21 protein-coding genes are annotated in these 23,787 nt (G+C 65.9%); 16 read left to right on the top strand and 5 right to left on the bottom strand.

From position 1 onward, the window contains the following. Window positions 1-83 precede the first annotated feature (83 nt). The 6 genes from PJ259_RS12640 (at window position 84) to PJ259_RS12665 (ending at window position 4,788) form a co-directional block, all read left to right on the top strand. Complete coding sequence (locus PJ259_RS12640) at window positions 84-923, top strand: urease accessory protein UreD (protein WP_271653064.1); 840 nt, start codon at window positions 84-86, stop codon at window positions 921-923. An 83-nt stretch (window positions 924-1,006) separates the two neighbouring features. After that, window positions 1,007-1,309 (top strand): urease subunit gamma, encoded by a 303-nt coding sequence (gene ureA, locus PJ259_RS12645; protein ID WP_059316227.1) that lies wholly within the window; start codon window positions 1,007-1,009, stop codon window positions 1,307-1,309. A 10-nt stretch (window positions 1,310-1,319) separates the two neighbouring features. Then, window positions 1,320-1,829, top strand: coding sequence for a GNAT family N-acetyltransferase (locus PJ259_RS12650; protein WP_271653065.1), 510 nt, complete (start codon window positions 1,320-1,322; stop codon window positions 1,827-1,829). Next, window positions 1,826-2,131: an urease subunit beta gene (locus tag PJ259_RS12655; protein WP_271653066.1), complete on the top strand. Its 306-nt coding sequence runs from the start codon at window positions 1,826-1,828 to the stop codon at window positions 2,129-2,131. The genes PJ259_RS12650 and PJ259_RS12655 overlap by 4 nt, the downstream gene beginning before the upstream one ends. Before the next feature lie 180 nt (window positions 2,132-2,311). Continuing rightward, complete coding sequence (gene ureC / locus PJ259_RS12660) at window positions 2,312-4,012, top strand: urease subunit alpha (RefSeq protein ID WP_271653067.1); 1,701 nt, start codon at window positions 2,312-2,314, stop codon at window positions 4,010-4,012. A gap of 245 nt (window positions 4,013-4,257) precedes the next feature. Beyond that, window positions 4,258-4,788 carry an REP-associated tyrosine transposase gene (locus tag PJ259_RS12665; protein WP_271655865.1) on the top strand — a complete coding sequence of 177 codons (531 nt, stop codon included), beginning with the start codon at window positions 4,258-4,260 and terminating at the stop codon, window positions 4,786-4,788. Window positions 4,789-5,292: 504 nt separating this feature from the next. Here the strand turns inward: PJ259_RS12665 and PJ259_RS12670 are convergent. Beyond that, the gene (locus tag PJ259_RS12670; protein ID WP_271653068.1) at window positions 5,293-6,699 is read right to left on the bottom strand and encodes an L-cystine transporter; all 1,407 of its coding nucleotides are present in this window, start codon (window positions 6,697-6,699) and stop codon (window positions 5,293-5,295) included. 232 nt (window positions 6,700-6,931) lie between these two features. On the opposite strand from PJ259_RS12670, the gene PJ259_RS12675 reads away from it, so the two are divergent. Together PJ259_RS12675 and PJ259_RS12680 are read left to right on the top strand one after the other, a co-directional pair. Further along, window positions 6,932-7,261: a hypothetical protein gene (locus PJ259_RS12675; RefSeq protein WP_093256472.1), complete on the top strand. Its 330-nt coding sequence runs from the start codon at window positions 6,932-6,934 to the stop codon at window positions 7,259-7,261. A gap of 81 nt (window positions 7,262-7,342) precedes the next feature. After that, window positions 7,343-7,891, top strand: coding sequence for a glutathione peroxidase (locus tag PJ259_RS12680; protein WP_271653069.1), 549 nt, complete (start codon window positions 7,343-7,345; stop codon window positions 7,889-7,891). A 923-nt stretch (window positions 7,892-8,814) separates the two neighbouring features. On the opposite strand, the gene azu is transcribed toward PJ259_RS12680, so the two are convergent. Continuing rightward, window positions 8,815-9,264 carry an azurin gene (azu, locus tag PJ259_RS12685; protein WP_271653070.1) on the bottom strand — a complete coding sequence of 150 codons (450 nt, stop codon included), beginning with the start codon at window positions 9,262-9,264 and terminating at the stop codon, window positions 8,815-8,817. Between the two features lie 335 nt (window positions 9,265-9,599). On the opposite strand from azu, the gene PJ259_RS12690 reads away from it, so the two are divergent. From PJ259_RS12690 to PJ259_RS12700, 3 genes are all read left to right on the top strand, one after another. Further along, a complete protein-coding gene (locus PJ259_RS12690; RefSeq protein ID WP_271653071.1) occupies window positions 9,600-10,187 on the top strand; it encodes a TIGR00730 family Rossman fold protein in 588 nt (195 codons plus the stop codon). Between the two features lie 100 nt (window positions 10,188-10,287). Next, window positions 10,288-11,145 carry an SDR family oxidoreductase gene (locus PJ259_RS12695; protein WP_059316235.1) on the top strand — a complete coding sequence of 286 codons (858 nt, stop codon included), beginning with the start codon at window positions 10,288-10,290 and terminating at the stop codon, window positions 11,143-11,145. A gap of 71 nt (window positions 11,146-11,216) precedes the next feature. Beyond that, window positions 11,217-12,074 (top strand): SDR family oxidoreductase, encoded by an 858-nt coding sequence (locus tag PJ259_RS12700; protein ID WP_271653072.1) that lies wholly within the window; start codon window positions 11,217-11,219, stop codon window positions 12,072-12,074. 432 nt (window positions 12,075-12,506) lie between these two features. On the opposite strand, the gene PJ259_RS12705 is transcribed toward PJ259_RS12700, so the two are convergent. Further along, window positions 12,507-13,163: a TetR/AcrR family transcriptional regulator gene (locus PJ259_RS12705; protein ID WP_059316237.1), complete on the bottom strand. Its 657-nt coding sequence runs from the start codon at window positions 13,161-13,163 to the stop codon at window positions 12,507-12,509. A 55-nt stretch (window positions 13,164-13,218) separates the two neighbouring features. Next, complete coding sequence (quiC, locus tag PJ259_RS12710; RefSeq protein ID WP_271653073.1) at window positions 13,219-15,120, bottom strand: 3-dehydroshikimate dehydratase QuiC; 1,902 nt, start codon at window positions 15,118-15,120, stop codon at window positions 13,219-13,221. Window positions 15,121-15,567: 447 nt separating this feature from the next. On the opposite strand from quiC, the gene PJ259_RS12715 reads away from it, so the two are divergent. The 5 genes from PJ259_RS12715 to PJ259_RS12735 all read left to right on the top strand — a co-directional run bounded on the left by PJ259_RS12715 (window position 15,568) and on the right by PJ259_RS12735 (window position 22,875). Continuing rightward, window positions 15,568-16,959, top strand: coding sequence for an MFS transporter (locus tag PJ259_RS12715; RefSeq protein ID WP_059316239.1), 1,392 nt, complete (start codon window positions 15,568-15,570; stop codon window positions 16,957-16,959). A 253-nt stretch (window positions 16,960-17,212) separates the two neighbouring features. Beyond that, complete coding sequence (locus PJ259_RS12720; RefSeq protein WP_271653074.1) at window positions 17,213-18,481, top strand: OprD family porin; 1,269 nt, start codon at window positions 17,213-17,215, stop codon at window positions 18,479-18,481. 149 nt (window positions 18,482-18,630) lie between these two features. Beyond that, window positions 18,631-19,695: a PA0069 family radical SAM protein gene (locus tag PJ259_RS12725; protein WP_271653075.1), complete on the top strand. Its 1,065-nt coding sequence runs from the start codon at window positions 18,631-18,633 to the stop codon at window positions 19,693-19,695. Between the two features lie 535 nt (window positions 19,696-20,230). Continuing rightward, a complete protein-coding gene (locus PJ259_RS12730) occupies window positions 20,231-22,048 on the top strand; it encodes a S9 family peptidase (protein ID WP_271653076.1) in 1,818 nt (605 codons plus the stop codon). An 86-nt stretch (window positions 22,049-22,134) separates the two neighbouring features. After that, complete coding sequence (locus PJ259_RS12735) at window positions 22,135-22,875, top strand: DUF502 domain-containing protein (RefSeq protein WP_271653077.1); 741 nt, start codon at window positions 22,135-22,137, stop codon at window positions 22,873-22,875. Here PJ259_RS12735 and PJ259_RS12740 read toward each other — a convergent pair. Beyond that, window positions 22,872-23,669: an SDR family NAD(P)-dependent oxidoreductase gene (locus PJ259_RS12740; protein WP_271653078.1), complete on the bottom strand. Its 798-nt coding sequence runs from the start codon at window positions 23,667-23,669 to the stop codon at window positions 22,872-22,874. The two genes, PJ259_RS12735 and PJ259_RS12740, sit on opposite strands and share 4 nt — an antisense overlap. Window positions 23,670-23,787 lie beyond the last annotated feature (118 nt).

The raw sequence follows: 23,787 nt of genomic DNA on the forward strand, positions 1-23,787 counted from the left end.
GCCCAACGGCAACTCCTGCTCACCCGGTCAGATTCTTGCAAGGCCTTGTCCCAAACAGCCCCAACCAGAACAACGACCACCCGATGACCTCTGCCCTGCCCCCTGCCCTCTTCACCCCGGCCTGGCCGGCGCGCCTGGAGCTGGCCTATGCCCGCCAGGGCGACTGGACCCGGCCCACCACCCGCCGCCACCTCGGTCCCTTGCGCGTCCAGAAGCACCTGCACGCCGAAGGCCCCGAGGTCTGCCAGCACATCCTGGTGCATCCACCGGGCGGCATCGCCGGCGGGGATCGGCTGGACATCGACGTCAGCGTCGGCGAAAACGCCTGGGCTCAGCTCACCAGCCCTGGGGCAGCCAAGTGGTATCGCGCTGACAGCGCGGCCCACCAGCAGATCGACCTGCGCGTGGCCGCTGGCGCCACCCTGGAATGGTTGCCCCAGGAGACCATCGTCTTCTCCGGCGCCCAGGCCCATCTCGCCACCCGCATCGAACTGGAAGGCAATGCCCGCCTCTGCTACTGGGACATCGTCGCCCTGGGCCGCCCGGCCAGTGCCGAGCGCTTCACCGAAGGCCTGTTCCAGGCACACCTGGACATCCGCCGCGATGGCACTCCGCTGTGGCATGAGCGCCAACGCCTGGTCGGCGCGGATCGGTTGCTGGACTCGCCCATCGGCCTGGCCGGCCAGCCGGTGTTCGCTACCCTGCTGATCACCGGCACCCTGGACGCCGACACCCTGGCGCGCTGCCGCGACCTCGCCCTGCCGGTACGCGGCGACCTGACCCAGCTGCCCGGCCTGGTGGTCGCCCGCTGCCTGGCCGCCGAATCCCTGCAGGCCCGCGCCTGGCTGATCGACCTCTGGCGCCTGCTGCGCCCGGCCCTGCTCGGCCGCGTGGCCATGCCGCCGCGGATCTGGAGTACCTGAGGCAGCGCCGCCCTTGTAGGAGCGGCCCATGGCCGCGATGATCGACCGACATCCCTTGACCGCATCTGCCAACCGGAACACCCATGGACCTGACGCCCCGCGAAAAAGACAAACTGCTCATCTTCACTGCCGGCCTGGTGGCCGAACGCCGCCTGGCGCGTGGGGTGAAGCTCAACTATCCGGAAGCCATGGCGCTGATCTCCGCCGCCCTGCTCGAAGGCGCCCGTGACGGTCGCACCGTGGCCGACCTGATGCACTACGGCACCACCCTGCTAACCCGCGACCAGGTGATGGAAGGCGTTCCGGAGATGATCCCGGAGATCCAGGTGGAAGCCACCTTCCCCGACGGGACCAAGCTGGTCACCGTCCACCAGCCGATCGCCTAGGGAGACCATCATGAGTCTGATCGTCCGCGACGCCACCCCTGCCGACCTGCCGGCGGTGCTGCACATCTACAACGACGCCGTCAGCAACACCACGGCGATCTGGAACGAAACCCCGGTGGACCTGGCCAACCGCCAGGCCTGGTTCGACCTGCGCGCTACCCAGAGCTATCCGATCCTGGTCGCCGAGAACGCCGAAGGGACGGTGGTGGGCTACGCCTCCTTCGGTGACTGGCGGCCCTTCGAGGGCTTTCGCCACACCGTCGAGCACTCGGTCTATATCCATCCTGACCAGCGCGGCCAGGGCATCGGCCCGCAGCTGATGATGCCGCTCATCGAACGCGCCCGCGCCTGTGACAAGCACGTGATGGTGGCCGCCATCGAGAGTGGCAACCAGGCCTCGATCCGCCTGCACGAGCGCCTGGGCTTCATCACCACCGGGCAGATGCCCCAGGTTGGCACCAAGTTCGGACGCTGGCTGGACCTCACCTTCATGCAACTGATGCTGGAGCAGCGCCCATGATCCCCGGCGAATATCAGATCCAGGACGGCGACATCGAACTCAATGCCGGCCGCCGTACCTTGAGCCTGACCGTCGCCAACAGCGGCGACCGGCCGATCCAGGTGGGCTCGCACTACCACTTCCACGAAACCAACGACGCCCTGGTGTTCGACCGCGCCCTGGCCCGTGGCATGCGCCTCAACATCGCCGCCGGCACCGCCGTGCGCTTCGAGCCGGGCCAGAGCCGCGAGGTGGAGCTGGTCGAGCTGGCCGGCGCCCGCACCGTCTACGGCTTCGCCGGGCGGGTGATGGGCAGGTTGTAGGGACAGCCCCCTCAGGGAGAGGGGGCTATAAGCAGACACCGCGCCTTTCGCCCTTCCCTTTTCTGCCTGAGAAATGGCGGGCGTGAAGGCCCAAACAGAACACCCGCTCTTCCCCCTCTCCCTCCGGGAGAGGGCCGGGGTGAGGGCAAACCGAACCACCTTTATTCGGGATTCACGCCTATGAAAATCTCCCGCCAAGCCTATGCCGACATGTTCGGCCCCACCACCGGCGACCGGGTGCGCCTGGCCGATACCGAGCTCTGGATCGAGGTCGAAGAGGACCACACCGTCTACGGCGAAGAAGTGAAATTCGGTGGCGGCAAGGTCATCCGCGACGGCATGGGTCAGAGCCAGCTGCTGGCAGCCGAGGTGGTCGACACCGTCATCACCAACGCCCTGATCGTCGATCACTGGGGCATCGTCAAGGCCGATGTCGGCCTCAAGCACGGGCGCATCCAGGCCATCGGCAAGGCCGGCAACCCGGACATCCAGCCCGGCGTCAGCGTGCCCATCGGCGCGGCCACAGAGGTCATCGCCGGCGAAGGCATGATCCTCACCGCGGGCGGCATCGACTCCCACATCCACTTCATCTGCCCGCAGCAGATCGAAGAGGCGCTCATGAGCGGCACCACCACCATGATCGGCGGCGGCACCGGCCCAGCCACCGGCACCTATGCCACCACCGTGACCCCCGGTCCCTGGCACATGGCGCAGATGCTCAAGGCCGCCGATGCCTTCCCGATGAACATCGGCTTCACCGGCAAGGGCAACGCCAGCCTGCCCGGCCCACTGGAAGAGCAGGTCCGCGCCGGCGCCATCGGCCTAAAGCTGCACGAAGACTGGGGCACCACCCCCGCCGCCATCGACAACTGCCTGGCGGTGGCCGATCGCTTCGACATCCAGGTGGCCATCCACACCGATACCCTCAACGAATCCGGCTTCGTCGAGACCACCCTGGGCGCCTTCAAGGGTCGCACCATCCACACCTATCACACCGAGGGCGCCGGCGGCGGCCACGCGCCGGACATCATCAAGGCCTGCGGCTTCCCCAACGTGCTGCCCAGCTCCACCAACCCGACGCGGCCCTTCACTCGCAACACCATCGACGAGCATCTGGACATGCTCATGGTCTGCCACCACCTGGACCCGAGCATCGCCGAGGACGTGGCCTTTGCCGAGAGCCGCATCCGCCGCGAAACCATTGCCGCCGAGGACATCCTCCACGATCTCGGCGCCTTCGCCATGATCAGCTCCGACAGCCAGGCCATGGGCCGCGTCGGCGAGGTCATCACCCGCACCTGGCAGACCGCCGACAAGATGAAGAAGCAGCGCGGCCCGCTGCCCGAGGATGGCGCTGGCAACGATAACTTCCGGGTCAAGCGCTACATCGCCAAGTACACCATCAACCCGGCGATCACCCATGGCATCAGCCACGAGGTGGGCTCCATCGAGGTGGGCAAGTTCGCCGACCTGGTGCTCTGGCGCCCGGCCTTCTTTGGCGTCAAGCCGACCCTGATCCTCAAGGGCGGCGCTATCGCCGCGAGCCTGATGGGCGACGCCAACGCCTCCATCCCCACCCCGCAACCGGTGCACTACCGCCCCATGTTCGGCAGCTACGCCGGCATGCTCCACGACACCAGCCTGACCTTCATCAGCCAGGCCGCCTTCGAGGCGGGGGTGCCCGAGCAACTGGGGCTGAAGAAGCGCATCGGCGTGGTCAGGGGCTGCCGCACCGCGCAGAAGAGCGACCTCATCCATAACGACTATCTGCCGACCATCGAGGTCGATCCGCAGAACTACCAGGTCAGGGCCGACGGCCAGCTGCTCTGGTGCGAACCGGCCGAGGTCCTGCCGATGGCGCAGCGGTATTTTCTTTTCTAGATGGGCCTATTCTACGACGCACAGGGAATGTTGGGCTTCGCTACGCTCAGCGCCAACCTACATTGCGCGCACCGTAGGTTGGCGCTGAGGCAGCTTCATCGCCGAAGCCCAACGATACAAAGCATGGTTCTGCACCCGTAGGTTGGGCTGAGGCAGCTCCATCGCCGAAGCCCAACGATGCGCATGGCTATGCCAGGCGTAGCCAAAGCCTCTAAACTGCGACTTTCCATTCACCAAGGACGGTGATCTTGGACTATCGACGCAGCCGTGCCGCGGGTGGTACGTTCTTCTTCACGGTCAACCTCAACGACCGCTCCTCTACTCTACTCGTCGATCACATCGGCGCGCTGCGGCAGGCGATACGCCAGGTGAAAGCCCAGCATCCCTTCGACATTCTTGCCATGGTGGTCCTGCCCGATCACTTGCACGCGCTCTGGTGCCTGCCGGAGGGCGACTGGAACTATCCCCTGCGCTGGAGCCTGATCAAGGCAGGCTTCTCCCGTCAGTTACCGCCGCTTGAGACGGTAAACCTGTCGCGACGGCTAAAACGCGAACGCGGCGTCTGGCAAAGACGCTATTGGGAGCACCAGATCCGGGATGAGCAGGATCTGCAGCGGCATCTCGACTATATCCATTTCAATCCAGTGAAGCATGGTCATGCGCGAAGCGCGGTGGAGTGGCCCTATTCGTCCATCCATCGCTATGTGCGAGCAGGCGTCCTGCCAGCGGAGTGGGCAGGACAGCGCGATGAGGAATGGGCGGTGGGCGAGCGGTGAGAGTTGGTCGTGTTGGGCTTCGCTGCGCTCAGCGCCAACCTACGCGGTTCAACCATCCACGTTGTACCCAATCAACATTGGGCACCCGTAGGTTGGGCTGAGGCGGCTCTATCGCCGAAGCCCAACATGCCGTAGCAGGCATGGGCACCGTTGGGGTTGGTCGTGGTGGGCTTCGCTGCGCTCAGCGCCAACCTACGCGGTTCAACCATCCACGTTGTACCCAATCAACATTGGGCACCCGTAGGTTGGGCTGAGGCGGCTCTATCGCCGAAGCCCAACACACCACGGCAAGCATGGGCACCGTTGGGGTTGGTCGTGGTGGGCTTCGCTGCGCTCAGCGCCAACCTGCGCGGCTCGACCATCCACGTTGTACCCAATCAACATGGGGCGCCCGTAGGTTGGGCTGAGGCAGCTCCATCGCCGAAGCCCAACACACCACGGCAAGCATGGGCACCGTTGGGCTTCGCTTTCGCTCAACCCAACCTACACGAAACCCGCCGGCGCTCAGCCGCGACTGACTGGCGCCGCCGGGGCTTCCGCGCGGTCGTCGCGGTCGTAGGCGGCCTTGTCCAGCTGGCCCATCCAGCGCGCGGTCAGGGTGCCGGCGGTCATGGAGCCGTTGACGTTGAGCGCGGTGCGGCCCATGTCGATCAGGGGCTCGATGGACACCAGCAGCGCCACCAGAGTGACCGGCAGGCCCAGGGCTGGCAGCACGATCAGGGCGGCGAAGGTAGCGCCGCCACCTACGCCTGCTACACCCGCCGAACTCAGGGTAACGATGCCCACGAGCGTGGCGATCCACAGCGGATCGAACGGATTGATGCCCATGGTGGGCGCGATCATCACCGCCAGCATGGCCGGATAGAGACCGGCGCAGCCGTTCTGGCCGATGGTGGCGCCAAAGGACGCGGCGAAACTGGCGATGGCCGGCGGTACGCCGAGGCGCTCGGTCTGGGCCTCGATGTTCAGCGGGATGGTCGCCGCGCTGGAGCGGCTGGTGAAGGCGAAGCTCAGCACCGGCCAGACCTTGGGAAAGAACCGCGCTGGCGACAAACCGCTCAGGGTCAGCAGCAGCGCATGCACGCCGAAGAGGATGGCCAGGCCCAGGTAGGAGGCGATCAGGAAGGTGCCCAGCTTGAGCACGTCCTGGGGGCTGGCGGTAGCGACCATCTTGGTCATCAGCGCCAGCACGCCATAGGGGGTCAGTTGCAGCAGCAGGCGTACCAGCTTCATCACCCAGGCCTGGAGCACGTCGATGCCGGCCAGCACCTTCTCGCCACGGACTGGATCGTCGCGCTGCAGGCGCAAGGCGGCGACGCCGAGGAAGGCGGCGAAGATCACCACGCTGATGATGGAGGTGGGACTGGCGCCCGTGAGGTCGGCGAAGGGATTCTTCGGAATGAAGGACAGCAGCAGCTGGGGTACCGACAGGTCCGCCACCTTGCCGACATAGCTGTTCTGCAGGGTGGTCAGGCGCGCGGTCTCCTGGGCGCCCTGCACCAGGCCTTCGGCGCTCAGGCCGAACAGCCAGGTCACCAGCACCCCGACCAGGGCGGCGATGGCGGTGGTGAACAGCAGCGTGCCCAGGGTCAGCAGGCTGATGCGGCCCATGGACGAGGCCTCGCGCAACCGCGCCACGGCCGCCAGGATGGAGGCGAACACCAGTGGCATGATGCTCATCTGCAGCAGCTGCACATAGCCGTTGCCGACCAGGTTGAACCAGCTGATGGAGGTCTTGAGCACCGGGGCGTCGTGACCATAGACGAGTTGCAGCACCAGGCCGAAGGCGACGCCTAGGGCGAGGCCGATGAAGACGCGCACGGCCAGGCTCCAGCCGGTATTGCGGGTACGCGCCAGCAGGCCGAGCAGCACGACGAAGGCGACGAGGTTGAGGACGAGAGGCAGATTCACACGAGGTCTCCGAAACGGCGCCCGGCGCGGCCGCCGGACGAGAGGCGGGCGATGGTATCAGTTCAGGCCGCCCGGGCTTAGATCGAGGCGCTATCACCTGATAACCCCGGGACCTTGGGCGGAGCGGTTCTATCGCCGGAGCGAACGGTATTTCCGCGGTGCTCTGCACTGCTAGAGTGCGCCGCGTCGGGAAACGAAGCCCGACCCTGCCAACCAGAAAAGGAGTCACCTCATGCAACGTTTCGCCAAGCTCGCCGCCTCTTTCGCCCTCGCCGCCGCCGTCGCTGGCTGCACCGGCACCGCGATGAAGACGCAGAACCTGGATCCGTCGCAGTACACCGTCGTCGGTCATGGCGAAGGCAAGGCTACCGGTATCATGCTGTTCCAGATCATCCCGATCCAGCAGAACGACCGCTTCGTGCGCGCCCAGCAGGCCGCCATCAAATCCCGCGGCGGCGATGCCCTGATCAACACCCAGGTGCAGGAAAACTGGTTCTGGGCCTGGGTCCTGAATGGCTACACCACCACCGTTTCCGGCGACGTGGTCAAGCTCAAGCGCTGAGCCTTCCGCGACCGACAGGCGCCGCCCACCCGGGCGGCGTTTTTGCGCTAGGCTGGCAACTTCTCCCCGAGGAAGCCGACCATGACCGCGACCCTGATGAAACTCCCGCTGCAATCCATCGACGGCGAAACCCTGACCCTGGAACGCTACCTGGGCAAGGTGCTGCTGGTGGTGAATGTCGCCTCCAAGTGCGGCCTCACCAGCCAGTACGAAGGCCTGGAACGCCTTTACGAGACCCAGCGCGAGCGCGGCCTGGAGGTGCTCGGCTTTCCCGCCAACGACTTCAAGCAGCAGGAGCCCGGCAGCGATGCCGAGATCAAGGAGTTCTGCACCCTCACCTACGGCGTGCAATTCCCCCTGTTCGCCAAGCTCAGCGTGGTGGGTGAGGACCAGCATCCGCTCTATGCGGAGCTGACCCAGGCGCAGCCCGAGACGACTGGCGACGGCCCCTTCCGCGAGCGCATGCTGAGCCGTGGGGGCACTCCCAATCCCAAGCCCGAGGTGCTGTGGAATTTCGAGAAATTCCTGATTGGGCGCAATGGCGAGGTGGTGGGTCGTTTCGCGCCCGACGTGACGGCGGATGATCCACGGTTGGTGGAGGCCATCGAGAAGGAATTGGCGAAGGGCTGAAGCTGCCCTGCCGTTAAATGGCGAGGCGTGACCTGATTCGTAGGTTGGGTTGAGCGCCAGCGAAGCCCAACACTGCCAGGGTCAACCTTCAATATTGGTGCCCTGGCTGATTATCGAGTTTTGCTCGCACTTCTTGTTTCGCTCTCCCGAGCGACTCACTTTTTTCAATCGTGAAAAAAGTAAGCAAAAACGCTTGCCCCGGACATCCGGCCCTACGCTGCGCTGCGGGGCCACTCACGCCAGCGCCGTTCCGGGGTCGGCCTACACGGGCCGTCCATGGCCCGTTAGGCCTCTCGCCGCATCCATGCGGCTCCACCCACTCCACGACACTGGCTGTTCGCCCTGCTGAACGGGGCGATTCGCCAGCCTGAAAATTTTGGTTAAAGAGCCGGTAGGGTGGACAACGGCGCAGCCTTGTCCACGCGTTAAGCGTTGCTCCTTAAGTGGAAAACGCTGCGCGGTTTTCCACACTACACCTGAACACCCAAGCATCAGGCTTGCGCCCCGTCCCGTCAGTGAGGCCGAGTGCAGGTGTCGCGCAGGGGGATGCGAGGCAGGACGCCGAGCAAGGCGCGAGGGGCAGGAGGCCCCTTCGTGCCGTGCCCTCGGAGCGGCGCTGGAGCGAGGGAGACGTAGCGAAGCGAAGTAACAGCCGCAAGCTGGCCCGAAGGGTGAGCGAAGCGAATCACCCGGAGCGTAGCGGAGGGCCGAAACGTGGGGACAAGCGTTTTTGGTTACTTTTTTCGGGGCGCGCAGCCTCGTTTGAAAAAAGTGACTCGCCCGGGTGGGCGAAACAAAAGCCATCAGGACACTCGATAACCCGCTAAGGCGCCTGATATCCAAAATGTTGGGCTTCGCTGACGCTCAGCCCAACCTACGGTAAGTGCCTGGAGCTCCTGCGCGATCAGGCTATGACAGCAGGTCTACCCCCGCTGCAACACGCCGCGCATGGACCCGAAATGCCCCGGGAAGGAGCAGAAGAAGGTGTATTCCTTGCCTGCTTCCAGAACCCCGGTGTCGAAGGTCACCGAATCCTTCTCGCCACCACCCAGCATGCGGGTGTGGGCGATGATGCGTTCGTCGCCCTCGGGCAGGTAGCCCTTGTCTTCGCCTGCGTTCATGCCAGCGGCGTCGACGGCCGAGGCGTCGGTGGAGCGGGTCAGCACCCAGTTATGGCCCATGACGTTCTTGGGCAGGCTGCCGCTGTGGATCAGCTCGACGGTAAAGGTCTTGCACGAGGCCGGGACCTGGATCGAGGCGCGGCTGTAGGTCATCTGGTCGCCGGCTTCGATCTGGGTGGTGCAACTGTCGGCGGCCCAGGCGCCGGTACTTCCCAGGGCGAACAGCGCGGCGGCAAAAAGCTTGGATTTCATGAACCCTCCGGATGCGTGAAAGTCGCCAGTCAGACCGATGCGAGGGTGGCGGGTTCCGAGCGCGCTGGCAAGCAGGCCGCTGCGCTTCGCTCTATCGCCCCCATCGAAACCTTTGCCAGGTGGCCGTGCCCAATCTCTGCGTACCATGCTCCCATCATCCGCCAGCCAAGGACGCCCGCCATGACCCTTACCGCCCTGCTGCACGAGTTGTTCGCCAGCTATGCCCAGGCCGCCAGTGGCAATGCGCCGGAGGAGGCCTTCCTCGCGCGATGACGAAGCTTTGATCCGGCGGAACGGACGGCTAGGCTAGGCGTTTTGCCTGCCTAGGAGTCCTTATGTCGCTGAAAGCCGTCTGTGTCTTCTGTGGCGCCAAGTCCGGCGCCTCGCCTGTCTTCGAGCAAGCCGCTGCGCAACTCGGCCGCGCCCTCGCCGAACGGGGTCTCACCCTGGTCTACGGCGGTGGCAAGGTCGGCCTGATGGGCGTGGTCGCCGATGCCGCCCTGGCCGCCGGTGGCGAGGTGATCGGCATCATTCCCCAGAGTCTCAAGACCGCCGAGCTGGGCCATATCGGCTGCACCCGCCTGGAAGTGGTCGACGGCATGCATGCGCGCAAGGCGCGCATGGCCGAGCTGGCCGATGCCTTCATCGCCCTTCCCGGTGGCCTGGGCACCCTGGAAGAACTCTTCGAGGTCTGGACCTGGGGCCAGCTCGGCTACCATGCCAAGCCCATGGGCCTCCTGGAGGTCGACGGCTTCTATGCCCAACTGGAGGGCTTCCTCGATCACCTGGTCGCCCAGGGCTTCGTCGCCGCGCCGCATCGCGCCATGCTGCAGGTGGAAGACTCGCCGACCACCCTGCTGGACGCCCTCGCCGCCTGGCAACCCACGGTGCCGCCGCGCTGGGCCGAATCGGCACCGCGCTAGTTCGACTACACCGCCCGTCCCGGATCTAGAACCCTCGCCGCTTGTGGCCTGTCGGTACTGACAGGCACGCAAACGTTTCAAGAGCGACGAGGATTCTCCCATGACCGATTTCCCCAAATCCCCCATGCCGGAACAGCAGCAAGAGGTTCCCGGCCTGCAATCGCGCATGAATCCGGTCCCGGATTGCGGTGAACAGAGCTACAAGGGCTCCGGCCGCCTGACCGGCAAGAAGGCCCTGATCACCGGTGGCGACAGTGGTATCGGCCGCGCCGTGGCCATCGCCTTCGCCCGCGAGGGCGCCGATGTCGCCATCAGCTACCTGAACGAACACGAAGACGCCGAGGACACCGCCCGCCTGGTGCGCGAAGCCGGCCGCGAGGCCCTCCTGCTGCCGGGCTGCCTGTCCAAGCGCGAGCAGTGCCTGGCGGTGGTGGACGAGACCGTGGCCGCCTTTGGCCGCATCGATGTGCTGGTCAACAACGCCGCCTTCCAGATGACCCACGAGACCCTCGAAGAGATTCCCGACGACGAGTGGGTCTACACCTTCGATGTGAACATCACCGCCATGTTTCGCATCACCCAGGCCGCGCTAAAGCACATGGGCCAGGGTGGCTCCATCATCAACACCACCTCGGTGAACTCGGACATGCCGCGGCCGACACTGCTGGCCTATGCCACCACCAAGGGCGCCATCGCCAACTTCACCGCGGGCCTGGCCCAGTTGCTCGGCGAGAAAGGCATCCGCGCCAACAGCGTGGCCCCCGGCCCCATCTGGACCCCGCTGATTCCCGCCACCATGCCGCCTGAGCAGGTCAAGGAATTCGGTGGCAACACCCCGCTGGGCCGCCCCGGCCAGCCGGTGGAGCTGGCGCCGGTCTATGTGATGCTGGCCTCGGACGAATCCAGCTACACCTCGGGTGCGCGTATCGCCGTCACCGGTGGCAAGCCGATCCTCTAAGCGCCCGCGAAGTACCTGCACCCTGGCGCGAGCCGGGGTCGCCTTTCCCCTTTCCTGCATCGGAGCCCTCCGTGAGCGAGCATCCCAAGCCCCCATTGAAACCCCAACCCCAGACCTTTCCCGGCTCCGAAGCGCGCATGGATCCTCAGCCCGACAGCGGCGCTGTGACCTACCGCGGTTCGGGTCGCCTGGCAGGCAAGAAGACCCTGATCACCGGTGCCGACAGTGGTATCGGCCGCGCTGTGGCCATCGCCTACGCCCGAGAGGGCGCCGATGTCGCCATCGCCTACCTGGACGAGCACGAGGATGCCCAGGAAACCGCCCGCCTGGTCACCGAGGCGGGTCGCCAGGCCGTGCTCTTGCCCGGCGATCTGGCCGAGCGCCAGACCTGCCTGGACGTGGTGCAGAAGACCGTCGAGGCCTTTGGCCGCATCGACGTACTGGTCAACAACGCTGCCTTCCAGCAGGTACGTGACAGCCTCGACGAGATTCCCGACGAGGAATGGGTGCATACCTTCAACGTGAACATCCATGGGATGTTTCGGATTACCCAGGCGGCGCTGAAGCACATGCCGCGTGGCGGCTCCATCATCAACACCGCCTCGATCAACGCAGACATCGCGCCCCCGACCCTGCTGGCCTACTCGGCCACCAAGGGCGCCATCGCCAACTTCACTGCAGGTCTGGCGCAGCTGCTCGGCGAGAAAGGTATCCGTGCCAACAGCGTCGCCCCCGGCCCGATCTGGACGCCGCTGATCGTCAGCACCATGAAGCCGGACGAGCCGGAGCAATTCGGTAGCAGCACGCCACTGGGTCGGCCCGGCCAGCCGGTGGAGCTGGCGCCGGCCTATGTGCTGCTGGCGTCGGATGAAGCGAGCTACATTTCCGGCGCCATGCTGCCGGTGACGGGCGGGATGCCGGTGCTTTAAGGGTTTGCTGGGGTGCCCGGGTTTGCCCTCACCCCAGCCCTCTCCCAAAGGGAGAGGGGGTTGGCAGGTCTGTAGGTTGGGTTGAGCGCAGTGAAGCCCAACGCGGGATAGCCAGCAGCGTCGGGCTTCGACGATGAGGCCCGCTCAGGCACCGCGTGGAAAACGCTGCGCGGTTTTCCACCCTACGAATCTGAGTTTCTCCTCACCCCAGCCCTCTCCCAGAGGGAGAGGGGGTTGGCGGGTCCGTAGGTTGGGTTGAACGTAGCGAAGCCCAACCCAGGATAGCCAGCAGCGTTGGGCTTCGACGATGAGGCCGTCTCAACCCAACCTACGGGATTTCCACCCTGCGAATCCATGTTGGAGACTAGAAGCCTCGGTCAAACGCCCCCTCTCCCTTCGGGAGAGGGTTGGGGTGAGGGCCGCATGGACGCTCTACGGCTGCAGGTAGCGCACCATCGCATCGCCGATCATGTTCTTGTGCCGCCGCAACACCGCCGGTGCCTCCATGTCGATGTCGTGGATACGCCCGAAGGTGTGGCGGTTGGAGACGCGGTAGAAGCAGAACGAACACATCAGCAGGTGCACATCCACGGCGTCGAGACCGCTGCGGATGTCACCGCTCGCCTCGCCGCGCGCCAGGATGCGGCGCAGAGCCTCCAGGGCCGAGGAGTTGAGGCTGGAGATGGTCTCGGACTGCGCCAGGTGGCGGCCGCGATGGATGTTCTCGATGCTTACCACGCGGATGAAGTCGTCGTGGCTGCGGTGGTGCTCGAAGAGGAACTCGGCCAGGGTGCGAATCGCTTCCAGCGGTGGTAGCCGGTCAAGTGGCAGCTCGGCTTCGTCGCCGCGCACATCGCTGTAGAGCTTTTCCAGCACCGTCAGGTAGAGCTGCTCCTTGCTGCCGAAGTAGTAGTAGATCATCCGTTTGGAGGTGTGGGTGCGCTCGGCGATGGCGTCCACCCGCGCACCGCTCAGGCCCAGGTCGGCGAACTCGGCCACGGCGGCGGCCAGGATGGCCTGGCGGGTCTTTTCGGGATTGTTCTTGCGCGGCGTACGGAGCGCGGGCGCGAGCGCCGGGGTGTCCTGCATCGGGTCTGACTCTTAGCTGGGGAGAGACGCGGGTACCTGCAGGTACCCGCCTGGCTCAGAATTCCAGGGGCGCCGGGCGACCCTGGCGGGCTTGCAGCATGGCGGCCAGGCGCACCGGACTGTTGGCGGCGCCGTAGCCACTGTAATCCTTGCGCTCCAGGATTTCGAAGAAGAATCGGTCGGCGAAGGACTCGGTGTAGACGTGGAACAGCTCGCCACCCTGGGCATCGCGGTCGTAGAGCACGTTGTAGTAGGCCAGGCGACTGAGGAAGTCGTCGTCGAAATCGAAGCGCGCCCCCAGGTCGTCGTAGTAGTTCATCGGGATCTCCAGCAAGGGCACCCCGGCGGCCTTGGCCTGCTCCACGGCCTGGAAGATGTCCCGACAGGCGAAGGCGATGTGATGTACCCCGGAGCCCCGGTAGCTGGACAGCGCCCGGGCGATGGCGGTGTTGCGGTTCTCGGAGATGTTCAGCGCCAGGCGCACGTTGCTCTCGCGATTCTTCAGCGCACGGCTTTTCACCAGGCCATAGGGGTCGGGGACCACCACCTCGTCATCGGCGCTGAAGTCGAACAGACTCTTGTAGAACAGCACCCAGCTGTCCAGCGCATCGGCCGGCAGGGCGATGGCGACGTGGTCGACGTGGGTCAGGCCGAGGCCACCGCTGGCGCCGGCGCTGACATCGAAGTCGGTGTCATAGAGGCTGCGCCCGTCGGCGCCGCGATCGGCGAGATAGATCAGACTGCCGTCCGGCGCCCGCATCGCGGGGATCTCCCGTTCGTTCGGCCCGACCAGGCCGCGATAGGGCTGCGCCCGGTACTGCTGGGCGCGTTCCAGCGCCGCGTGACTGTCGGGCACCCGTAGCGCCATGGCGCACAGCGAGGGGCCGTGGGCCTCGAAGAAGTTGTGGCCGAAAGAATAGGGTTCGGCGTTGAGCACCAGGTTGATCTCGCCCTGGCGCAACAGGGTGACGTTCTTGGAGCGGTGCCGCCCGGCCTGGGCGAAGCCCAGCTTGCCCAGCCAACGGGCCAGTTCGGCACCGTGGGCGTCGTCCACGGCGAATTCGAGGAATTCGGTGCCTTCCAGACGCGGCGCCTCGGGCGGGGCGAACAGGGGCGCCGCCACCGGCGTTTCCTCACGCTGCAGGCGAGCCGCGGTCTGCTCTTCCAGGTACAGCAGGGATCTCAGGCCATCGGCGGCGGTGGCACGGGTCTGGGCGGCGCGGAAGCCGTCGTTGAAGATCTCCAGCGACAGCGGCCCCTGGTAACCGGTCTGCAGGATGGGCGCGAGAAAGCCGGCCAGGTCGAACTCACCCTGCCCCGGGAAGCAGCGGAAATGCCGGCTCCACTCCAGCACGTCCATCTGCAGCAGCGGTGCATCGGCCATCTGCACGAAAAAGATCTTGTCCCCGGGAATCTGGGCGATGCCCGCCGGATCGCCACCGATGGACAGGGTGTGGAAGCTGTCGAGCAAGACGCCGAGATTGGGGTGGTCGACCGCCTTCACCAGGCGCCAGACCTGCTGCCAGCTGTTGACGTGGCGACCCCAGGCCAGGGCTTCGTAGCCGATGCGCAGGTCGCGCCGGGCGGCGCGTTCGGCCAGCAACTGCAGGTCGTCGGCGATCAGACGCTCATCGCCCAGGCTGTCGGCGGCGGTGTTGCTGCACACCAGGATGAGATCGGTGCCCAACTCCTGCATGAGGTCGAACTTGCGCTCGGCGCGGTCGAGATTGCGCTGCAGCCGCTCGCGGCGTCCGCCCTCGAAGTCGCGGAACGGCTGGAACAGGGTGATGGCCAGCCCCAGGTCTTGGGTACGCTGGCGGATCTCGCGCGGGCTGGCACCGGAATACAGCAGGTCGTTCTCGAAGATCTCCACACCGTCGAAGCCCGCCGCGGCGATCGCTTCGAGCTTCTCGGTCAGGGTGCCACTGATGGATACGGTCGCGATGGAACGCTGCATGCCGGTGCTCCTGTGTTGAACGGCTGTCTCCACTGGCTGACTGTAGCGGAGCGGCTCTGGTTCGTCGGGTCTGGAGACGATTATTCTTGGCGCCGACCAGGCCAACAACGGATTATGTACGAACTGGTTAGTTTCTGTTCGCTGATCGAACAAATGGGTCTCTGGCGAATTGACCCACCGCCGTGGCGCCTCGCACTATGGATTGCAGAGCCCTCGTGCTTGCTTCCACCGCGTCGACCATAACAAGACAAACAAGAGTGTGCGTCCATGCCTCTGCTATCCACGCTATCCTCCGCCCCCCGTCTCGTCTGTAGCCCCCTGGCGCTCAGTCGGCGACGGTCAGGCTAGGTCATCCACCCCCTCGCACCTTCGGCCCACGGCAGCCCGCACGGACCTGCACGCCATGCCGAAGCTTCCCCTGGCCTGACAATAATTACGGAGACAACCATGGCCAATACCGCCTCCCACACGTCCAGCTCCCAAGCCAAGAAGGCCACTGCCAGCGGCTGGATCGGCTCGGCGCTGGAATACTACGATTTCTTCATCTACGCCCAGGCGGCGGCGCTGATTTTCCCGCAGATCTTCTTCCCCTCCACCGATCCCAAGATGGCCATCGTCGCCTCCCTCGCCACCTATGGCGTGGGCTATCTGGCCCGCCCGGTCGGCGCCTTCGTGCTCGGTCACTGGGGCGATACCCGCGGCCGCAAGAACGTCCTGCTGCTGTGCATGTTCCTCATGGGCATCGCCACCATGGCCGTGGGCCTGCTGCCCACCTATCACCAGATCGGCATTCTCGCCCCCATCCTGCTGGTGGTACTGCGGCTGATCCAGGGCTTCGCCGTGGCCGGGGAGATCTCCGGCGCCAGTTCCATGGTGCTCGAACACGCGCCCTTCGGCCGACGTGGCTACTATGCGAGCTTTACCCTGCAGGGGGTGCAGGCCGGCCAGGTGATGGCCGCCGCGGTGTTCCTGCCGCTGGCCTACTTCATGCCCGCCGATGCCTTCAACAGCTGGGGCTGGCGGATTCCCTTCCTGCTCAGCGCCTTCGTGCTGCTGGCCGGCTTCATCATCCGCCGCGAAGTCCAGGAGACGCCCGCCTTCGTCAAGGAAGAAGCCAAGACCGAGACCGTGGCCAGACGCTCGCCCATCGGTGAAGCCCTGACCACCAGCTGGAAGGCCATGATCCTGGTCGGCCTGATGGCGCTGATGAACGTGATCCCCGTGGTGGCGACCATCTTTGGCGCGGCCTATGCGGTGCAGCCGGCCTATGGCATCGGCTTCGACAAGAGCGTCTACCTGTGGATACCGGTGGTGGGCAACATCGTCGCCGTGCTGGTGATTCCCCTGGTCGGCAACCTTTCCGATCGCATCGGCCGGCGGCCGACCATGATCGGCGGTGCCCTGGGTTCGGGGCTGCTGGCCTTCGGCTATCTCTACGCCATCAGCATCCACAGCATGCCGCTGGCCTTCCTGATGTCGCTGCTGATGTGGGGTGTGGTCTACCAGGGCTACAACGCGGTGTTCCCCAGCTTCTACCCGGAGCAGTTCCAGACCCGCTATCGCGTCTCGGCCATGGCCATCGCCCAGAACATCGGCACCATGCTCACCGCCCTGCTGCCGGCGCTATTCGCCCTGGTCGCCCCGCCCGGTACCGACAACATCTGGATCGTGGTCGGTGGCCTGGCCTTCGCCGTGACCTGCCTGTCGGCCCTGGCCGCCTACCTGTCGCCGGAAACCTACCGGGTGCCCATGAGCGACCTGGGCAAGCCAGGCGCCCAGCAGATGGACAAGCACGCCTACGACACGGCCCGTCAGGACAGCTTCAAAGCCAGCGCCTGATCCGCTTGGAGCCCTCGCCAGCCGAGGGCTCCGGCCTGCTACCTTGGTAGTCTTGCCCCAAGACATACGTTGTCATATAACTACTCAGCCGCTCGTATCGGCCACTGCTTTCCAATAATTCAAATAAGAAAGGAATCCGTCATGTCGCCTGCCCCTTCCTAGCGCCACCTCGCCTCGTCCCGCTCTCCCGCCCTCGTCAGATGCCGCCCCTGTGCCGGCAGGGCACCCCTTACCCACAATAACAAGGAACCTCATGAGCACTCGACTCGCTTCCGGCCGGCTCGGCCGTGCCTGCGCCGCCTTCGCCGCCCTGGCCAGCACCACGCCGCTGTGGGCCGCCGACAACGGTTTCATCGAAGGCACCAAGGCCAACCTCAACCTGCGCAATTACTACATCAATCGCAACTTCGTCGATCCGGCCTACACAGCGCAGGACAAGGCCGAGGAATGGACCCAGAGCTTCATCTTCGGCCTGACCTCCGGCTACACCCAGGGGCCGGTGGGCTTCGGCATCGATGCCCTGGGTCTTTATTCGGTCAAGCTCGATGGCGGTGCCGGTACCTACGGCACCGGGTTGCTGCCGACCCACGCCGGCAACGAACCCGCCAAGGACTTCGGGCGCCTGGCGGTGGCGGCCAAGGCCAAGGTTTCCAAGACCGATATCAAGGTCGGCGAATGGTTCGCCGTGCTGCCGATCCTCAGATCCGACGATGGTCGCTCGCTGCCGCAGACCTTCCAGGGTGCCCAGCTCCACTCCACCGAGATCCAGAATCTGGAACTCTGGGGTGGCCAGATGCGCCAGAACAGCCCGCGCAACGATGCCAGCATGGAAGACATGTTCATGCAGGGCCGCGCCAATGCCACGTCCGACCGCTTCAACTACGTCGGTGGCGAATACAGGTTCAACGAGAAGCGCACCCAGATCGGCCTCTGGTACGCCCAACTCGAAGACATCTACAGCCAGAAGTTCATCAACCTGGTCCACTACCAGCCGGTGGGCAGCTGGACCCTGGGCGCCAACCTCGGCTACTTCATTGGCGACGACGACGGCTCGGCCCGCGCGGGCGCCCTGGACAACCGCACCGCCTATGCCCTGCTCTCCGCCAAGCAGGGCGGCGGCACCTTCTATGTCGGCCTGCAGCGCGTCAGCGGCGACAGCCCCTGGATGAGGGTCAACGGCACCAGCGGTGGCACCCTGGGCAACGACAGCTACAACTCCAGCTACGACAACGCCCGGGAACGCTCCTGGCAGGTGCGCTACGACCACAACTTCGCCGCCTTTGGCGTGCCGGGCCTGACCCTGATGAACCGCTATATCAGCGGCGACAACGTGCACACCGGCACCATTACCGACGGCAAGGAATGGGGTCGCGAGTCCGAGGTGCAATACGAGGTGCAGAGCGGTCCGCTGAAGAAGCTGCTGATTCGCTGGCGCAACTCCAGCATGAGACGCGACTACAGCGCCAGCGGCTCCTTCGACGAGAACCGCATCATCCTCAACTATCCGATCTCGGTGTTGTAGGGCGCAGTTTCGGCGGCGGCCGGGGTGGCCGCCGCTCGCGCCGACTGGACTCGTTGATAGCCGTTCCTACAGTCCAGCCGACCGCCGCACCCTTGCCCCGATCCCTCAGGCCTTATACTGTACAAAGATACAGCTTTCGAGGCCTCCACATGACCCAGCATCAGCGCCCGCCACGGGGTCGTGGCACCGCCAGCAATCCGCACAATCGCTTCGCCGCGACCCGCAGCGAGGCCGAGCATGACGGCTGGTACGAAGAGGCCACCCCGCTGACCTTCACCACCAGCGTCCGCCAGGAAACGGCGAAGACCGTGATCAGCCGCAACCAGTCCCCGGATGTCGGCTTCGATCGCTCGGTGAATCCCTATCGTGGCTGCGAGCACGGCTGCATCTACTGCTTCGCCCGGCCCTCCCACGCCTACTGGGATCTCTCGCCAGGCATCGACTTCGAGACCCGGCTGATCGCCAAGACCAATCTGGCCGAGCGGCTGGAGGCGGAATTGAGCAAGCCGGGCTACCAGCCGCAACCCATCGCCCTGGGTATCAACACCGACGGCTACCAGCCCATCGAGCGCCAGTACCAGCTGACCCGCCAGGCACTGGAGATCCTGCTGCGCTATCGCCATCCGGTGACGATCATCACCAAGAGCGCGCTGATCCTGCGCGATTTGGATCTCTTCGTGCAGCTCGCCGAGCGCAATCTGGTCCGCGTCGCCTTCAGCCTCACCACGCTGGACGATGACCTCAAGCGCGTCCTCGAACCCCGCACCGCGGCGCCCCAGGCCCGCTTGCGCGCCATGCGTACCCTGCACGAGCACGGGGTGCCGGTGAGTGCCCTGCTGGCGCCGATGATTCCCATGATCAACGACCATGAACTGGAGGCCCTGCTGGAAGCGGCCCGCGACCACGGCGCTCGCTCGGCCGGCTATGCGCTCCTGCGACTGCCGCTGGAGATCGCCGACCTGTTCGAGGAGTGGCTGCAGACGCACTTCCCCGAACGCGCCGCCCATGTGATGAGCCTGATCCGGCAGTCGCGTGGCGGCAAGAACTACGACAGTCGCTTCGGCATCCGCATGAAGGGTGAAGGCCAGTTCGCCGAACTCCTGGCCCAGCGCTTTCGCCTGGCACGCCGGCGTTTCGGCCTGGAGCGCCGCGAGGGCGAGGGCCTGGATTGCAGCCAGTTCGCCCCGCCGGGGGAGCAATTGGGATTGTTCTAGGACAGGCGCCGCACGGGCTGCTCCCTCACCCCAACCCTCTCCCAGCGGGAGAGGGGGAAAAGCAGTTCACGCTTCGTAGGTTGGGTTGAGCACAGCGAAGCCCAACAATCCTGCCCCTCACCCCAGCCCTCTCCCAAAGGGAGAGGGGAAAAGCGGCGCGCCCATAGGTTGGGTTGAGCGCAGCGAAGCCCAACGATCCTGTCCCTCACCCCAGCCCTCTCCCAGCGGGAGAGGGGGAAAAGCAGTTCACGCTTCGTAGGTTGGGTTGAGCACAGCGAAGCCCAACGATCCGCCCCCTCACCCCAGCCCGCTCCCAGCGGGAGAGGGGAAAAAGCGGCGCACCCGTAGGTTGGGTTGAGCACAGCGAAGCCCAACGATCCGCCCCCTCACCCCAACCCTCCCTCAGCGGGAGAGGGGGAAAAGCGGCGCACCCGTAGGTTGGGTTGAGCACAGCGAAGCCCAACGGGCCGGCACGCCCCCCAGACCGTTCCACACAGCTGCTAGGCTAACGGCTGTTCCTACTTCTGGAGTCGCCATGACCGCCCCTACCTCGCTCACGCCGGCCCAGGCCGTTGCCGCCGGCATCGACTTCGCCGAACTCAAGGTCGACGCCAGTGGCCTCTACTGGAGCCAGTACGACCCTACCGATGGCGCCACCCGGCTGTGGCTGCGCGCATCCGGCGCTGCACCGCAGTGCCTCACGCCGGCGGGGTTCAGCCTGCGCAGCAAGGTCTACGAATACGGTGGCGGCGCTCTCTGCCTGGCCGACCAGGGACCGCTGTTCGTCAATGAAGCCGATCAGGCGATCTATCGCCAACCGCGGGACGGCAGCGCCCCCGAACGCCTGGCGGGCGGCGAACGCTGGCGCTACGGCGACCTGCACTGGGATGGCGTCCGGCAGCGGGTGCTGGCGGTCGAGGAAGACCGCAGCGAACAGCCGCCGCGGCATCGCCTGGTCGCCCTGAGCTCGGGCGGCGAGCGCCAGGTGCTGGCCGAGGGCGCGGATTTCTATGCGGCGCCGCGCACCAGCGCCGACGGCCACCGGCTGGCCTGGATCGAGTGGGGCAGGCCGCACCAGCCCTGGACGCGGACTCGTCTGCTGGCCGCGGTACTGGACGCTCAAGGACGCCCTGGCGCACCTACGGTCATTTCGGCCGATCCCGACGAATCGCTGCAACAGCCGCTCTTCGATAGCGAGCACCGGCTCTGGGCACTGAGCGATCGTCAGGGCTGGTGGCAACCCTGGTGCGAGACCCCGGAAGGCTTCGCCCCCCAGGAGGCACCGGCGGCGGATCATGCCGCGGCGCCCTGGCAATTGGGCGGCTCCAGCTGGCTGCCGACGGTGCAAGGCTGGCTGGCGACCTGGCAGGAGGCCGGCTTCGGCCTCCTCGGCGAGCGGCAGGCGAATGGCGAGATCCGGCGTCTGGCCGAGGATTTCAGCCGTTTCCGCGGCCTGGCCCTGGACGAGGATCACTGCTACTGCATCGCCGCTGCGCCGACCCGGCCGTCGGCCGTGCTGGCCATCGACCGCCAGACCGGTGCGGTGGAGATCGTCACCGGTGGCGTGGCGCCCCTGGCGGAGGCCACCATCGTCACGCCGCAGCCGCTGAGCTACCCCAGCGGCGATGGCCAGGCCCAGGGCTTTCTCTATCTGCCCGACATCCAGGCCGAGGGCCCACCCCCGCTGCTGGTCAGCATCCATGGCGGCCCCACCTCCTGCACCTATCCGGTTTTCGATGCGCGTATCCAGTTCTGGGTCCGCCAGGGCTTCGCCGTGGCCGATCTCAACTATCGCGGCAGCAGCGGCCATGGCCGGGCCTATCGCCAGGCGCTGCACCTGCGCTGGGGCGAGGTGGACGTCGAGGATGCCTGCGCGGTGGTCGAGCACCTCGGCGCCCAGGGGCTGGCGGATCCAGCGCGCGCCTTTATCCGCGGTGGCAGCGCCGGTGGCTACACGGTGCTCTGCGCCCTGGCCTTCCGCGACGTCTTCCGCGCCGGCGCCAGCCTCTATGGCGTCAGCGATCCCCTGGCGCTGGCCAAGGCCACCCACAAGTTCGAGGCGGACTACCTGGACTGGTTGATTGGCGATCCCGAAGCCGACCGGGACCGCTACGAGGCGCGGACCCCGCTGCTGCATGCCGATGGCATCCAGGCGCCGGTGATCTTCCTGCAGGGCCTCAAGGACGCCGTGGTGGTCCCGGCCCAGACCGACGCCATGGCTGCCGCCCTGGAAGCGCGCGGCATACCGGTAGTGGTCAGGCGCTATCCCGACGAGGGCCATGGCTTTCGCCAGGCAGCCAACCAGGCCGATGCCCTGGAACAGGAAGCGGCCTTCTATCGCCGCTGGCTGTGATCGAGACGCGCTCAGAAAGTCGGTCCGGGCCGACGCTGAGCGCACCCAGGCCGTATAGAATGGCGCTTTAGCCGTCGAGTTCTTGCATGCCCTTCGTTCGCCGCAGTATCGAAAGCGTCGTATCCACCTGGCTGGCCGGCCTGCTGCTGCTCCTGCCGCTGGTGCTGACCCTGGCGCTGATCGGCTGGATCGTCAGTTTCCTCAATGGCCTGATCGGCCCCAACACCACCCTGGGTCGGCTGTTCGTGGCGGTCGGTCACCCCTTCGTCGGCAACTCCCTGGCGGCCTACGGCCTCGGTACCCTGCTGCTGCTGGTGCTGCTCTATCCATTGGGACTGGCGGTCAAGCTGGGGCTGCGCCGGCCGCTGGGCTGGTTCGCCGACGTGACCTTCCGCCGCATTCCGGTGGTGGGCAAGCTCTATGGCCTGGCCGAACGCTTCGTCGAGTTGCTCGACCGCAAGGAAGGCGGGGCGGATATCCGCGCCATGAGTCCGGTGTGGTGCTTCTTCGGGGGCCAGGGCGTGGCCGTGCTGGCGCTGCTGCCCAACCCAGCGGTGATCGACATCGACGGACGCCACTACAATGCCGTGCTGGTGCCCTCGGCGCCGGTACCGGTGGGCGGCGGGCTGCTCTATGTGCCGGTGGATTGGGTGAAGCCGGCGGACATGGGCATCGACATGTTCACCAGCATCTATGTCTCCATGGGCATCACCCTGCCACCGGTGGTCAAGGATCGCCAGGTGGAGTTCATTCCCCTGGAAGAGGCGGTGCGCCGCCAGCAGGGGCAGGAAGACGGGACGACCGAGGAGCCGCCCCGCTCGTCCTAGTTCTGCACGGCCTGGACCGAGCCACCGTCGACGCGCAGATTGCTGCCATTGATGAAGGAGGCACGCTCCGACACCAGCAGGGCGATGGCCGCGGCCACCTCTTCCACCTTGCCGCGACGCTTCTGCACGATGCCGGGCCGCTCTTCGTCGAGAAAGCTTTCGATGGCTTCCTCGACGGATACGCCCAGTTCCTTGGCCCGCTTTTCCATCATGCCGTCGGTCATGCCGGTCTCGATGAAGGCCGGCGAGACGGTATTGCACAGCACGCCGTGGGCCGCCTCCTGGTAGGACAGATTCTTGATGAAGGCGGCCAGGGCGGCCTTGGCCACGTTGTAGACGGCCTCTTCCCAGTAGGGCTGGACGGCGTTTTCCGAGGTGATGCAGACGAAGCGACCCCAGCCCCGCGTGCGCATGCGCGGAATGGCGGCGCGGCCGACACGCACGGCGGAAAAGAAGTCGGTGGCCCAGGCTTCCTGGTAGTCGGCGTCGCTCAGCTCTAGGGGATCGCCCTTGGCACCGGTAACACCCGCAGTGTGGACCACGATGTCGATCTGGCCGAAACGGGCCTCACCCTGCTCCACCAGCTTGTCCACCGCGGCCTGGTCGGTCATGTCGGCGGCGATCAGCAGCGGCTCGCCCGGCAGGCCTTTGGCCGCTTCCTCCAGCTTGCCCTGCTCCAGGTCGGACAGCACCAGCTTGACGCCTTCTTCGGCCAACAGCGTCGCCGTGGCCAGACCTATGCCACCACTGGCACCCGTGATGAGGGCGACGCGCCCCTTGATTCCCAGATCCATACCGACCTCGCTCATTGATTGCGTACAGTGCCGTCATCCGGCGTCTCTGATTCCGACTCGCCACAGGGCGCCGTTGCGCTTACCGTTCGGCGGAAAGCGCAACGGCTGCCCCGCCTGC

The sequence above is a fragment of the Pseudomonas sp. JBR1 genome (assembly GCF_028198185.1).
Classification (GTDB): Bacteria; Pseudomonadota; Gammaproteobacteria; order Pseudomonadales; family Pseudomonadaceae; genus Chryseomonas; species Chryseomonas oryzihabitans_E.

Bases quoted from the DNA above. Each gene is read 5' to 3' on its own strand.
- PJ259_RS12705 (WP_059316237.1), bottom strand. From the start codon at position 13,163: ATGCAGGACACCCCGGCGCTCGCGCCCGCGCTCCGTACGCCGCGCAAG.
- PJ259_RS12725 (WP_271653075.1), top strand. From the start codon at position 18,631: ATGACCCAGCATCAGCGCCCGCCACGGGGTCGTGGCACCGCCAGCAAT.
- PJ259_RS12675 (WP_093256472.1), top strand. From the start codon at position 6,932: ATGCAACGTTTCGCCAAGCTCGCCGCCTCTTTCGCCCTCGCCGCCGCC.
- ureC (WP_271653067.1), top strand. From the start codon at position 2,312: ATGAAAATCTCCCGCCAAGCCTATGCCGACATGTTCGGCCCCACCACC.
- PJ259_RS12695 (WP_059316235.1), top strand. From the start codon at position 10,288: ATGACCGATTTCCCCAAATCCCCCATGCCGGAACAGCAGCAAGAGGTT.
- PJ259_RS12740 (WP_271653078.1), bottom strand. From the start codon at position 23,669: ATGGATCTGGGAATCAAGGGGCGCGTCGCCCTCATCACGGGTGCCAGT.
- ureA (WP_059316227.1), top strand. From the start codon at position 1,007: ATGGACCTGACGCCCCGCGAAAAAGACAAACTGCTCATCTTCACTGCC.
- PJ259_RS12690 (WP_271653071.1), top strand. From the start codon at position 9,600: ATGTCGCTGAAAGCCGTCTGTGTCTTCTGTGGCGCCAAGTCCGGCGCC.
- PJ259_RS12735 (WP_271653077.1), top strand. From the start codon at position 22,135: ATGCCCTTCGTTCGCCGCAGTATCGAAAGCGTCGTATCCACCTGGCTG.
- quiC (WP_271653073.1), bottom strand. From the start codon at position 15,120: ATGCAGCGTTCCATCGCGACCGTATCCATCAGTGGCACCCTGACCGAG.
- azu (WP_271653070.1), bottom strand. From the start codon at position 9,264: ATGAAATCCAAGCTTTTTGCCGCCGCGCTGTTCGCCCTGGGAAGTACC.
- PJ259_RS12720 (WP_271653074.1), top strand. From the start codon at position 17,213: ATGAGCACTCGACTCGCTTCCGGCCGGCTCGGCCGTGCCTGCGCCGCC.
- PJ259_RS12715 (WP_059316239.1), top strand. From the start codon at position 15,568: ATGGCCAATACCGCCTCCCACACGTCCAGCTCCCAAGCCAAGAAGGCC.
- PJ259_RS12655 (WP_271653066.1), top strand. From the start codon at position 1,826: ATGATCCCCGGCGAATATCAGATCCAGGACGGCGACATCGAACTCAAT.
- PJ259_RS12640 (WP_271653064.1), top strand. From the start codon at position 84: ATGACCTCTGCCCTGCCCCCTGCCCTCTTCACCCCGGCCTGGCCGGCG.
- PJ259_RS12680 (WP_271653069.1), top strand. From the start codon at position 7,343: ATGACCGCGACCCTGATGAAACTCCCGCTGCAATCCATCGACGGCGAA.
- PJ259_RS12650 (WP_271653065.1), top strand. From the start codon at position 1,320: ATGAGTCTGATCGTCCGCGACGCCACCCCTGCCGACCTGCCGGCGGTG.
- PJ259_RS12730 (WP_271653076.1), top strand. From the start codon at position 20,231: ATGACCGCCCCTACCTCGCTCACGCCGGCCCAGGCCGTTGCCGCCGGC.